We start from the raw sequence: 12,883 nt of genomic DNA on the forward strand, positions 1-12,883 counted from the left end.
GCATTTGCAATAAAAACAATACAGAAGAATAAAAGGGATAAACATGAAATCAGGCGTATTTTTTGCACTGCTGCTGGCGGTTAGCTCATCAGGAGCAGCATTGGCTGCGGAAGGAAATATTGAAGCAGGTAAAACACTTTCGGCAAGTTGTGCCTCATGCCATGGAAAAGCGGGAATTGCAGCGATTCCTATTTACCCAAGTTTAGCAGGGCAAAATGAAGCATATCTGGATATTTCAATGCGTGCTTATCGCGATGGCGATCGCACAGGGGGAATGACAAGCATGATGACACCACTGATGGAGAGCATGACTGATCAACAACTTGCTGATCTTGCTGCCTATTATGCCAGTTTAAAGGGCAAGTAATATCAACCTATAGCCTACATAACACTCATGTCATCATGAGTAGTGTCGTCATGTAAACCTGATATTGTGGGGCATTACTCTAAAAACTGGACACCAAACCGCTCATGACTAACCGAGTGTAAGGTGTCCAAACGTAATGTCATCTCATACCCATCAGAAAGCTGTACCACAATAAATTCTTGCTGATTTTTTACCTGCATATCTAATGCTTTTCCTTCGATCACATCCCCTGATTTTTGGGTGATGTGTAGCCGATAATGGTGCATGCAGGCGAGTTCTAGCAGATCATAAATAGCGCAAGATATGGGTTGATACGCTTTCATTGTCGTGCTCCTTTGTACGCTTTATATATAGATAAAGTGATATACAAAAATAGAGTGACTGAGTATGAGCGAAGTATAAGAACAATAGAAATATAAGTATTATCTAAAAAATATCTTGGCAAATAAAAGAGACCGTGTATTTGCACGCTATACTGTAGGTAATACTACTTTAGTTCTACATCACTCATTAATAAATTAGCGGCTGCATAAGCTGCCTCTTGGCGTACACTCTCAGGAAGCTCACTGTTTTGTGCAATGTTATCTAATGTTTTTAATACACAAAGCAGAGCATCAGAAATATAGCCTACCTCACCACTGCCAATTTGTGCATAAACTTGGCGGATACGTTCGCCGAACTCCCACATCTTAAACCTCATGGAATAAATAAAAATAGGTGTATTACATCTCTTTATAGTTTACTACAAGCCATTACAGAAAGACGATTTTGAACGCATATCGCGACATTTTTTGCAGTTATTGTATGTTGTTTAGCCATTATGTGCAGTGTTATACAATAAGATGCAATGCTTTTTGAGTAAATCGTGCGAAATCATCCTCATTATTACAGATTGAAATAAGTAATATCTATTCTTTGAGTTGTGTAATATATCGTTTCGCCCCTTCATGGTAGCATTCTTCGCTTTTTTTATTTTTTTACTTTTGGGCAGGATGCTAATGACTGATCTACAAGAAAAAACGTCAAAAAACAGCATGATGAACCGTTTTCTTAATGGTGTTGAACGGGCAGGAAATAAATTACCTGATCCGGCGATCATGTTTTTATATGCACTTATTTTAGTTTGGGTTGTCTCCGCCGTGTTATCGCAGATGACATTTGATATGATCAACCCCACTAACGGTGAAACTGTACAGGTCAACAACCTGCTAACGGGCACCGCACTCACTGCATTTCTAACGAATATGGTGACCACATTCACCTCGTTTGTGCCGCTTGGTATTGTGCTTGTGGCTATGTTGGGGGTTGGTGTTGCTGAACAGTCAGGGTATATCAATACCGGATTGAAAAAGCTATTGCGAGTGACCCCCGCTAAACTGTTAACACCAATGCTGATTTTTGTCGCCATGCTTAGTCATACCGCAGCCGATGCTGGATATGTGCTGGTGATCCCTATTGGTGGCATTATTTTTCATGCGGCAGGTCGTCATCCGCTGGTGGGTTTGGCTGCTGCCTTTGCCGGCGTATCAGGCGGATTTGCGGCAAACTTTATCCCCTGTGGTAACGATGCGCTATTACAAGGCTTTACCCAAGCAGCAGCACGCTTGCTTGACGGTGATTACACGGTAAATACCCTGTGTAATGTGTTCTTTGGTATGGCTTCATCAGTGATGATTACACTGGTTGGCTGGTGGGTGACTGAGCGAATTGTAGAGCCGCGCGTTAGCAAAATGCCGCTCAATGATGAGTTACCTGAACCAGAAGACATGACCGCATACAGCGAAGCCGATAATCGTGGCTTTCGTGCTGCCAGCTTGACTATGTTGGGTGGTCTATTACTGCTTGCCGCACTGTTGTGGCCTGAAACCTCGCCGCTGCGAGCGGCTGACGGTTCGCTGACCAGTTATAGCGCGCCGGTGATGAAATCTATTGTCCCGCTGATTTTCCTGCTGTTTATCTTTCCGGGGATTGTGTATGGCCGAGTGGCGGGTACCTTTAAATCCGGTAAAGATGTTATTGATGCGATGAGCAGCACCATGAGCAAAATGGGCTCTTATATGGTAATGGCATTTTTCTGCGCGCAGTTTATCAAGGCTTTTGGGGATTCTAATCTGGGTACACTACTTGCTTTATCCGGTGCAGGTGTACTCAAAGATATGGCCTTACCGGGTGAAGTAACCATTATCGGCATGGTACTGTTAACCGCGATGGTTAATATCTTGATCGGTTCGGCATCAGCGAAATGGGCACTGTTATCACCGATTATGGTACCCATGTTGATGGCAGTTGGCTTATCGCCAGAGCTGACACAAGCCGCATTCCGCATTGGTGATTCCACCACTAATATCATTACACCACTCATGGTCTTTTTCCCACTGGTAGTCGTGTATTGTCAGCGTTATGTGAAAGAGACCGGTGTAGGTACGTTAGTGTCTATCATGATGCCATACTCTATTGCCTTTATGATCAGTTGGATCATCTTCTTGCTCTGCTGGTGGGGCTTAGGTCTACCGCTAGGGTTACAAGCACCGTATACTTATCCTATTGCAGGATAATATGTTATGCAGGTAGCGATAAATTTTATGGCTAATGAATAGCCATATATTTACTGCACAGTAGCGTGTTAGCACACGATTAATACCTCAATTTTGATCTCTTATAGGCTGCCTTGGCAGCCTTTTTTACTTTTTTCTTTGCAAGCGAAGGTGATGCTGTATTGATTGATGAAGCATTGTTTATAATACACCGCAAGATGAAAAGACCAACAGAGTGACAACATGCAACAACAAAACCATGAGTTCTGGATGCGTCATGCAATGACGCTGGCCACACGTGCTGAAGCAGAGGGGGAAGTGCCTGTAGGTGCGGTATTAGTGCTCAATGGGCAAGTTATTGGTGAGGGCTGGAATCGATCTATTGGTCAGCATGATCCAACTGCACATGCAGAGATGATGGCGATTCGCCAGGGAGGAAAGGTGATCAGCAATTACCGTCTGCTTGATGCAATATTGTATGTCACACTTGAGCCTTGCGCGATGTGTTGTGGAGCTATGGTACATGGTCGGATTGGTCAGTTGGTGTATGGCGCATCAGATGCAAAAACCGGCACAGCCGGCTCGGTGATAAATCTGCTGCGTGAACCCCATTTTAACCATCAGCCAACCATTCTCTCAGGCGTATTAGCCACAGAATGTGCTGAACAACTCAGTGCTTTTTTTCGTCGCCGCCGAGCAGAACACAAAGCCAATAAAATGCAGTTGAAACAGGCCTTATAGCGCAGTGATAACATCGTTTTTAACGGCCAGACGGTGCAGGGGAAGAGAGCCTATAATTAAGAGACTCTGCACACACATCATCTAAATTACAGAGCACAAAAATACGGTTGCGGCATAACACTTTGCGTTTTCGATTTACTAGCATGCGTAACCGACGTGGAGACCATGCTATACCGGTGCGCCTTGCACCCAAACTTTTACGGCCTCGAACCATATCTACTCTCTCTTCTTAACAATATAAAGTGTTATTAAACCCGCATACTGTTACCAGAATATGAATGTTTGGTAAAGGCAGAGCGTAATATTCTTGAACTAAGTGAAAAAACAGCACATTAAAAAGGCCCAAAAAGAGCATAACTCTTTTTGGGCCAGATCTGTTTGTTAGCTCAGTAGCATCAGTAATACGCAGGCTATGCCCTGTAAAAGATGTGTTTATTCAGTCATGAGTAATCAAGGTTACAATGACTCTTTCACTTTTGCCGTAGTGAGATTAGCATTTGGCGATTTTAATTCAGCCATCGCCTCTTGCTGGATGACATTTTGTGTATGCGCCTCTTTTGCTGAATTAATCACGGTGACTTCACCTGTATCATTCAAAGGAGCAACCTCTTTTTGTTTCGCGTCCATCGCTACCTGTTGTGCCTGATTATAGCCCACCAAACTTTGCATATAACGACGAATATTCTCTACATAACGAAATGCTTCTCCACCACGGGCAAATCCATAGCGAGTCTGGGTGTAGTAACGCTTTTGACTCAGTAGAGGTAGGCGCTGTTTTACATCAGTCCAAGCATCGGGGTTGCCGCCTTGTAATTTTGTCAATCTGCGAGCATCCATCATATGGCCAAAACCAATGTTGTAAGCGGATAAAGCAAACCATGCACGTTCATCTTCTGGAATGGTTTCAGGGATTTTGTCGAGTAATCGGCTTAAATAATCTGAACCACCACGAATACTCTGCTCAGGATCAGTGCGATCACTGACCCCCACAGAACTGGCTGTCGGGCGTGTTAACATCATCAAGCCACGTACACCGGTTGGTGAGGTTGCATCAGGGTTCCAGTGTGACTCTTGATATGCAACTGCTGCAAGTAAGCGCCAGTCCAGATCGCCGGCATACTGCTCAAACAGCTTTTGGTACTGCGGCAGCGTTTTCTCAATTTGTGCTAAAAAGGTTCGTGTATCAACATAGTCGAACTCATCAATATGACCAAAATATTTCTCTTCTAAACGCGCAAGCGTGCCGTCCTCAACCACTTGACTCATAAAGTCGAGCATCGCAGCGTATAAACTGTCGTCTTTATTTTTTTTCATGTACCAGACAACAGGATCTTCATCACTGATATCAAAAGCAACAGCAAGTTCAGGTTTTACCCGTTGTAACGCTGCAATCGCAACAGAATCGGCTATGGTATACGCTAATTCACCCTTTGCGACTTTATTAAGCATCTCTTCCGAAGAGAGATCCGTACTGATTTGCCACTGTAACTGTGGGTATTTGCTCTCTTTTAAGCGGTTTAACGTTGCTGCATGTGCCGATCCTGAGGAAACCATCAGCGAGCCCTGAATATCATTTAGCGTTTTAGGGCGAGTATTCCCTTTACGGTAAACTAATTGTTGGGATACCGAATAATAAGAAGGGCCAATGCGAAATTGAGATAAGCGTTCTTGGTTAAACAGCAAACCTGCCGCTGCCATATCAATGCGTTGTTCATTGATTGCAGGAAACAGATCACTGATTGTAAATGCTGACTCAATACGTAACTCAACACCCAAATAATCAGCAAAACGTTTACTTAGCTCATACTCAAGACCTGAAGGGCCTGTTGGCCCAATGTAATAAGATAAGGCGTTATTGAGTGTGCCTACACGCAGTTCTCCGCGCTTTTTTACCTGCTCTAATTGGCTGTCATTGTTAAAAAAGCCATTACGTCCCGGTAATAAGATAGCCAATCCCACGGCTAGAAATAACAGACAGCTGATAAGTTTAAAATTCAGCGTTTTCAATAGATTATCTCTTTATGGAATGTTATGGGGATAATGAATTGGTGGCTTTTTGTGCAAATGGAATTGGGCATTTTCTCTAACTCATCGGTTTGACGCAATCTTTTTATTACAACATTCAGTGCTAGGTTATCGATAAATCGATGTTTAGAACCCTGTAATTATCACGACGCAAACGGTTTCGTTGTTATCGAAATTTATCTATAATGTGGCGGCCTTTTAGCCAATACTGATCCTAAAGAGAGTGAATCGATGATGGAAATACTGCGCGGCTCACCAGCACTTTCAGCTTTTCGCGTAAAACAGCTACTGTCTTGTTGTCAGAATGCAACATTGCCAATAATGGATATATACGCTGAATTTATGCATTTTGCTGATGTGAGTAGCCCGTTAACGGCTGATGAACAAAGTAAATTAGCGCGTTTACTGCGTTATGGCCCCTCTTTACCGGAACATGAGCCTAAAGGGTATTTGCTACTGATCACTCCGCGTCCGGGAACATTGTCACCGTGGTCATCGAAAGCGACAGACATCGCACATAATTGCGGTCTGACAAAGATAAAGCGCCTAGAGCGTGGTATCGCCTATTATCTCACAGCCGATTCACTGACAGCCGAACAGCAGCATACCGTCAGTACCCTGCTACACGACCGCATGATGGAAAGTGTATTTACCGACATGCAACAGGCACAGGCTCTTTTTACTGAGCAGTGCCCAGTACCGCTGCAATCTGTTGATATATTGAATGAGGGCCGCGCAGCACTTGAGCTGGCTAATCAGCGCCTTGGTCTGGCGTTGGCTGACGATGAAATTGATTACCTGCATGCCAATTTCAGCCGTTTACAGCGTAATCCAAATGACATCGAACTCTACATGTTTGCGCAGGCAAACTCTGAGCACTGCCGCCATAAAATTTTTAATGCCGATTGGATTATTGACGGAAAGCCGCAATCCAAATCGTTGTTTAAGATGATCAAAAACACCTTTGAGAAAACACCAGAGCATGTGTTTTCTGCCTATAAAGATAATGCTGCGGTGATGGAAGGCTCAACGGTTGGCCGTTTCTTTGCTCAACCAGAGAGTGGCCGTTACGCCTATCATCAAGAGCCAAGCCATATCTTGATGAAAGTTGAAACGCATAACCACCCAACCGCCATTTCACCGTGGCCGGGGGCGGCAACCGGTTCAGGCGGTGAGATTCGTGATGAAGGTGCAACCGGACGCGGCTCTAAACCAAAAGCCGGATTGGTCGGATTTTCAGTTTCAAACCTGCGTATTCCCGGCTTTGAACAGCCGTGGGAGACCGATTTTGGTAAGCCTGCCCGTATAGTGTCGGCGCTTGACATCATGACCGAAGGGCCGCTTGGCGGCGCCGCCTTTAACAATGAATTTGGCCGACCTGCTTTGCTAGGTTACTTCCGTACCTATGAAGAAGAGGTCAGCAGCCACAATGGTCGTGAGATCCGGGGTTATCATAAGCCGATTATGCTGGCCGGTGGGCTCGGTAATATCCGTGAAGACCATATCCAAAAAGGTGAGATCCCGGTCGGCGCAAAACTGATTGTGCTTGGCGGCCCGGCGATGAATATCGGTTTGGGCGGTGGTGCGGCATCTTCAATGGCATCGGGTCAGTCGAGCGAAGATCTGGATTTTGCCTCAGTACAGCGTGATAACCCTGAGATGGAGCGCCGCTGTCAGGAAGTGATTGACCGCTGCTGGCAGCTCGGTGAGCAGAACCCGATTCTGTTTATTCACGATGTCGGTGCTGGCGGCTTGTCAAATGCGATGCCAGAGCTGGTACACGATGGTGGCCGTGGTGGGAAGTTTGATCTGCGTGCGATTGCCAGTGATGAGCCGGGTATGAGCCCGTTGGAGATTTGGTGTAACGAATCACAAGAGCGTTATGTGCTAGCTGTCTCTCCTGAACAGTTGCCGCTGTTTGATGCACTATGCCAGCGTGAGCGCGCGCCGTATGCGGTGATTGGTGAAGCCATTGCCGAACCGCACTTGAGCATGTACGACAGCCATTTTGATAATCATCCAATTGATTTACCGATGGATGTCCTACTCGGCAAAGTGCCAAAAATGCTACGTGATGTGCAGAGCCAGCAGGCCGAAGGGTCAAAATTGCTGCTGGGTACGGCAACCTTGCACGACGCGCTTGAGCGCGTACTGCGCTTACCGGCAGTGGCCGAAAAAACCTTCCTTGTGACCATTGGCGATCGCAGTGTGACGGGAATGGTCGCGCGTGATCAAATGGTTGGCCCGTGGCAAATTCCGGTCGCGAACTGTGCGGTGACCAGTGCTAGCTTTGATAGCTACTATGGTGAAGCCATGTCGCTGGGTGAGCGGACACCGGTTGCTCTGCTTGATTTTTCCGCCTCCGCGCGACTGGCGGTGGGTGAGGCGATCACCAATATTGCAGCGACCCAAATTGGTGACATTAAACGTATCAAGCTTTCGGCAAACTGGATGTCGGCGGCCGGTCATCCGGGTGAAGATGCTGGGCTATATGCCGCAGTCAAGGCGATAGGCGAAGAGTTGTGCCCAGCATTGGGGCTAACCATTCCGGTGGGAAAAGACTCGATGTCGATGAAAACCCGCTGGCAGCACGAAGGTGAAGATCGTGCAGTCACCTCGCCATTATCGCTGGTGATCACCGCGTTTGCCCGTGTCGAAGATGTGCGCGCCACGGTAACACCGCAACTGCGCATCGATCAGGGCGTTTCACGCTTGTTGTTAATTGACTTGGGCGAAGGGCGAAATCGTACCGGCGGATCGGCACTGGCGCAGGTTTACAAACAATTGGGCGATAAACCGGCTGATGTAAACAGTGCAGAACGGTTGCTGGGCTTTTTCAATGCGATGCAAGAGCTGATTGCGGCTCGTCATGTGCTGGCATACCACGATCGCGCCGATGGCGGTTTGATTGTTACGCTGGCTGAAATGGCGTTTGCCGGCCATTGTGGTGTTGAAGTGGATATCGGCGCACTTGGTGATGACAATCTCAGTGTGTTGTTTAGCGAAGAGCTGGGCGCAATACTGCAAATAAAAGATAGTCATATTACGGATGTACGGAAAATCTTGGTCAAGCATGGTTTGCTCGATATCACTCATGAAATTGGTGCGCCGGTAACGGATGATCTGTTTAGCATTCGCCGTGGTAGCCACATTATTATTGAAGATACCCGTTCACGCTTACGGCAGATCTGGGGCGAGATGACTTGGCATATGCAACGTCGTCGGGATAACCCTGAGTGCGCAGATCAAGAGCATCAGGCCAAGCAGGATCCGGATGATACCGGTTTGCACGCACGGCTGACCTTTGATCCGGCAGAGGATATTGCAGCACCTTATATTGCTACCGGTATTCGCCCGAAAATGGCAGTGCTGCGTGAGCAGGGTGTGAACTCGCATGTTGAGATGGCTGCGGCTTTTGATCGTGCCGGTTTTGATGCACTCGATGTACACATGAGCGATATTCTCAGCGGCCGGATTAACCTGCAAGCGTTTCAAGGAATGGTTGCGTGCGGCGGCTTCTCATACGGTGATGTACTGGGTGCAGGGGAAGGCTGGGCAAAATCGATTCTGTTTAATGCGCAGGCTCGTGATCAGTTTGAGGCGTTCTTTCACCGTCAGGATACATTGGCACTGGGGGTCTGTAACGGTTGTCAGATGATGTCAAACTTAAACAGTTTGATTCCGGGGGCAGATAAGTGGCCACGTTTTGTGCGCAATAAATCCGAGCGTTTTGAAGCACGTTTCAGTCAGGTTGAAATTACCGCCAGCCCGTCACTGTTCTTTAACGATATGGTCGGTTCACGTATGCCGATTGCCGTTTCGCATGGCGAAGGGCAGGTTGAGTTGCGTGATGCGCTGCAACTGAATGCGCTTGAGCAAAATCAGCTGGTGGCGATGCGCTTTGTTGATCATCAAGGCAAGATGACCACCACCTATCCGGCAAACCCGAACGGATCGGTCAACGGGATCACCGCATTGACCAACCTTGATGGTCGAGTGACCATTATGATGCCGCACCCTGAGCGGGTGTTCCGTACGGTCAGCAACTCATGGCATCCGGATAACTGGGGCGAAGACAGCCCGTGGATGCGGATGTTCCGCAACGCTCGTTGTCAGCTCGGTTGATTAGTGATCATGTTGCTATTCTATAAAGTGATATAGGAAAAAAAGACAAAAAAAGAGCCCATATTTTATATGGGCTCTTTTCTATTCTGTGTGATGTTCAATGTCTTAAGGGACTACATTAATAGAATATGACGAATCCGTGCAAGTATACTGCGTTATATCCCCAAAAAGCGTATTAAGCGGCTTGCAGTACCATTTTTGCAGATACTTTTTTCAACTCACCAACAGGCAATACCGTACGGCCATAGGTTTCATTTAAAACTTGGGCCATCGCAAAATAAATGGCGCTAAACCCACAAATAATGCCTTCAAATCCAGCGATAGTACCAATCAGCTCACTGCCGGTTAGATCACGGGCAGCCAACAAGAAGAACAAAATAGTCAGACTACCAAAAACAAACTGTTTGGCACGGCAATATTGTAGGCTACCAAAGAACATAAACAGGGTGAAAATGCCCCACATCCCTAAATAGAGGCCCATAAAGGCATGTTCAGTTGGTGCAGTAACGCCCATGGCAGGCAGCAACCACAGGAAAACCAGTGTCAGCCAGAATAAACCGTAAGAGGTAAATGCCGTTGTACCGAAAGTATCGCCTTTTTTGTAGCACATAATGCCAACAATAACTTGTGCCAAGCCACCGTAAAAAATACCCATGCTCATGATCATCGCACTAACAGGGAAAAAACCAGCATTGTGAATGTTCAGCAGCACGGTGGTCATTCCAAAACCCATCAGACCGAGTGGTGCCGGATTGGCCAGATTGCAGTTGGACATTTGTTCTCCTTTGACTGGCAGTTGCCAATCGACAAAAAAGACGGCGCACCGCCATAAATTAACTGAAATAAATTGCATTAAAGTGTAAGTAAATTTAATGAAATTCAACTACGCGCGCGAATAATACGCTTTTTTTTTATCTAATCAATAAAAATTGAGTAACGATAGGAGTGGAATGGTGAGAATTGATGATGTACTGCTTGATTAGCAGGCAAAAGAGAAAAATTTCATTTTTTTTAATTTTTCCCCTTGAGGTTCATTGAACTGCCCCCATCTATTAATCAATCGCAAGAGCGAAGCAATTTGTCGAAGAGAGAGATACACAATACTGAGTATTTAAGATTGGGTATTTTTTATCTTCCGCTCTCATTAAATAGAATTTCAGTTAAGTTTTTGGAGATGCACGATGGGCAAGATTATCGGTATTGACTTAGGTACAACTAACTCCTGTGTCGCTATTATGGATGGCGATAAGCCACGTGTGCTGGAAAACAGTGAGGGTGATCGTACAACCCCGTCAATTATTGCGTATACCCAAGATGGCGAGATCTTAGTTGGCCAGCCGGCTAAACGTCAGGCTGTAACGAACGCACAAAACACCGTATTTGCAATTAAACGTCTGATTGGCCGTCGCGATTCTGATGAAGAAGTGCAGCGCGATAAAAGCATTATGCCGTTTAAAATTGTTGCTGCAGATAATGGTGATGCATGGGTTGAGGCGAAAGGCCAGAAAATGGCTCCGCCACAAATCTCTGCAGAAGTATTGAAAAAAATGAAGAAAACCGCCGAAGATTTCTTGGGTGAGCCAGTAACTGAAGCGGTTATTACTGTTCCTGCATATTTCAACGATGCACAGCGCCAAGCGACGAAAGATGCTGGCCGTATCGCAGGTCTGGAAGTTAAGCGTATTATCAACGAACCAACGGCTGCTGCATTAGCGTACGGTTTAGATAAAGAGGGCGGCGACCACACTATCGCTGTGTATGACTTAGGTGGTGGTACTTTCGATATCTCTATCATTGAAATCAATGAGATGGATGGCGACAAGACCTTTGAAGTGTTGGCAACCAACGGTGATACACACCTCGGTGGTGAAGACTTTGATAACCGTCTGATCAACTACCTTGTTGATGAATTTAAGAAAGAGCAGGGTATTGACCTGCGTAATGATCCACTGGCTATGCAGCGTCTGAAAGAGTCTGCAGAAAAAGCGAAGATCGAACTCTCTTCTGCCCAGCAGACCGATGTGAACCTGCCGTACATTACTGCAGATGCAACCGGTCCTAAGCACATGAATATCAAAGTGACGCGTGCGAAACTCGAAGCACTGGTCGAAGATTTGGTTCAACGCTCTTTAGAGCCGTTAAAAGTAGCTCTGCAAGATGCAGGTCTGTCAGTATCTGAAATTGATGATGTGATTTTGGTCGGTGGCCAAACTCGTATGCCAATGGTTCAGAAGAAAGTTGCTGAGTTTTTTGGTAAAGAACCACGTAAAGATGTGAACCCTGATGAAGCGGTTGCCATTGGTGCTGCGGTTCAAGGTGGCGTATTAGCCGGTGATGTAACTGACGTTCTGCTGTTAGACGTAACGCCTCTGTCTCTGGGTATCGAGACCATGGGCAGCGTAATGACTAAGCTTATTGAGAAGAACACCACTATCCCAACTAAGCACAGCCAAGTGTTCTCTACCGCAGAAGATAACCAGTCTGCTGTAACTATTCATGTACTACAGGGTGAGCGTAAGCGTGCCGGTGATAACAAATCACTGGGCCAGTTCAACCTAGAAGGCATTCAGCCGGGCATGCGTGGAACAGCACAAATTGAAGTGACTTTCGATATCGATGCTGATGGTATCTTGCACGTATCGGCAAAAGACAAGACAACAGGCCGTGAACAAAAAATCACGATTAAAGCCTCTTCTGGTCTGAGCGATGACGAAATTCAACAAATGGTACGTGATGCAGAAGCCAATGCTGATGCTGACCGTAAGTTTGAAGAGCTGGTACAAACCCGTAACCAAGCTGACCACCTGATCCACGGAACGCGTAAGCAAATCACTGATCTGGGTGATAAACTGCCAGCAGATGAAAAAGCGAAGATTGAAGAAGCTCTGACTGCGCTAGAAACTGCAGCAAAAGGTGAAGATAAAGCTGAAATTGAAGCGAAAATTCAAGCTTTGGTTGAAGTATCAAGCAAACTGATGGAACTGGGCCAGCAGCAAGCACAAGCGCAAGCGGGTGCTGAAGCGAATGGTGCAAAGCAAGATGACGATGTTGTTGATGCTGAGTTCGAAGAAGTTAAAGATAAAAAATAATT

The 12,883-nt window shown here is 46.1% G+C and carries 10 protein-coding genes; 5 read left to right on the forward strand and 5 right to left on the reverse strand.

The genetic code is table 11. From position 1 onward, the window contains the following. Positions 1–43: 43 nt before the first annotated feature. Positions 44–367 (forward strand): c-type cytochrome, encoded by a 324-nt coding sequence (locus ACRC53_RS07140; protein WP_438642799.1) that lies wholly within the window; start codon positions 44–46, stop codon positions 365–367. A gap of 74 nt (positions 368–441) precedes the next feature. On the opposite strand, the gene ACRC53_RS07145 is transcribed toward ACRC53_RS07140, so the two are convergent. Together ACRC53_RS07145 and ACRC53_RS07150 are read right to left on the reverse strand one after the other, a co-directional pair. After that, complete coding sequence (locus ACRC53_RS07145; protein ID WP_438642800.1) at positions 442–690, reverse strand: Rho-binding antiterminator; 249 nt, start codon at positions 688–690, stop codon at positions 442–444. A 164-nt stretch (positions 691–854) separates the two neighbouring features. Then, positions 855–1,055 (reverse strand): YaeP family protein, encoded by a 201-nt coding sequence (locus tag ACRC53_RS07150; protein ID WP_438642801.1) that lies wholly within the window; start codon positions 1,053–1,055, stop codon positions 855–857. 310 nt (positions 1,056–1,365) lie between these two features. On the opposite strand from ACRC53_RS07150, the gene ACRC53_RS07155 reads away from it, so the two are divergent. Both ACRC53_RS07155 and tadA read left to right on the forward strand, forming a co-directional pair. After that, positions 1,366–2,922 carry an AbgT family transporter gene (locus ACRC53_RS07155; RefSeq protein ID WP_438642802.1) on the forward strand — a complete coding sequence of 519 codons (1,557 nt, stop codon included), beginning with the start codon at positions 1,366–1,368 and terminating at the stop codon, positions 2,920–2,922. A 222-nt stretch (positions 2,923–3,144) separates the two neighbouring features. Beyond that, positions 3,145–3,642 carry a tRNA adenosine(34) deaminase TadA gene (gene tadA, locus ACRC53_RS07160; protein WP_438642803.1) on the forward strand — a complete coding sequence of 166 codons (498 nt, stop codon included), beginning with the start codon at positions 3,145–3,147 and terminating at the stop codon, positions 3,640–3,642. 19 nt (positions 3,643–3,661) lie between these two features. On the opposite strand, the gene ACRC53_RS07165 is transcribed toward tadA, so the two are convergent. Further along, entirely contained in the window at positions 3,662–3,856 is a 195-nt protein-coding gene (locus ACRC53_RS07165; protein WP_438642804.1) for a hypothetical protein, read from the reverse strand. A 242-nt stretch (positions 3,857–4,098) separates the two neighbouring features. Then, complete coding sequence (gene mltF / locus ACRC53_RS07170) at positions 4,099–5,649, reverse strand: membrane-bound lytic murein transglycosylase MltF (protein WP_438642805.1); 1,551 nt, start codon at positions 5,647–5,649, stop codon at positions 4,099–4,101. Between the two features lie 249 nt (positions 5,650–5,898). Between mltF and purL the strand changes: the two genes are divergently transcribed. Continuing rightward, entirely contained in the window at positions 5,899–9,792 is a 3,894-nt protein-coding gene (purL, locus tag ACRC53_RS07175; protein WP_438642806.1) for a phosphoribosylformylglycinamidine synthase, read from the forward strand. A gap of 175 nt (positions 9,793–9,967) precedes the next feature. Here purL and ACRC53_RS07180 read toward each other — a convergent pair whose 3' ends face one another. Further along, a complete protein-coding gene (locus tag ACRC53_RS07180; protein WP_438642807.1) occupies positions 9,968–10,567 on the reverse strand; it encodes an acetate uptake transporter in 600 nt (199 codons plus the stop codon). A 406-nt stretch (positions 10,568–10,973) separates the two neighbouring features. On the opposite strand from ACRC53_RS07180, the gene dnaK reads away from it, so the two are divergent. Beyond that, positions 10,974–12,881, forward strand: coding sequence for a molecular chaperone DnaK (dnaK, locus tag ACRC53_RS07185; protein ID WP_438642808.1), 1,908 nt, complete (start codon positions 10,974–10,976; stop codon positions 12,879–12,881). Positions 12,882–12,883 lie beyond the last annotated feature (2 nt).

The sequence above is a fragment of the Plesiomonas sp. genome (assembly GCF_051652165.1).
GTDB lineage: Bacteria > Pseudomonadota > Gammaproteobacteria > Enterobacterales > CAMTGL01 > Plesiomonas.

Excerpts from the sequence above, each read along its gene's own strand:
- ACRC53_RS07140 (WP_438642799.1), top strand. The coding sequence starts at position 44 with ATGAAATCAGGCGTATTTTTTGCACTGCTGCTGGCGGTTAGCTCATCA.
- ACRC53_RS07180 (WP_438642807.1), bottom strand. The coding sequence starts at position 10,567 with ATGTCCAACTGCAATCTGGCCAATCCGGCACCACTCGGTCTGATGGGT.
- ACRC53_RS07150 (WP_438642801.1), bottom strand. The coding sequence starts at position 1,055 with ATGTGGGAGTTCGGCGAACGTATCCGCCAAGTTTATGCACAAATTGGC.
- dnaK (WP_438642808.1), top strand. The coding sequence starts at position 10,974 with ATGGGCAAGATTATCGGTATTGACTTAGGTACAACTAACTCCTGTGTC.
- tadA (WP_438642803.1), top strand. The coding sequence starts at position 3,145 with ATGCAACAACAAAACCATGAGTTCTGGATGCGTCATGCAATGACGCTG.
- ACRC53_RS07145 (WP_438642800.1), bottom strand. The coding sequence starts at position 690 with ATGAAAGCGTATCAACCCATATCTTGCGCTATTTATGATCTGCTAGAA.
- ACRC53_RS07155 (WP_438642802.1), top strand. The coding sequence starts at position 1,366 with ATGACTGATCTACAAGAAAAAACGTCAAAAAACAGCATGATGAACCGT.
- ACRC53_RS07165 (WP_438642804.1), bottom strand. The coding sequence starts at position 3,856 with ATGGTTCGAGGCCGTAAAAGTTTGGGTGCAAGGCGCACCGGTATAGCA.
- purL (WP_438642806.1), top strand. The coding sequence starts at position 5,899 with ATGATGGAAATACTGCGCGGCTCACCAGCACTTTCAGCTTTTCGCGTA.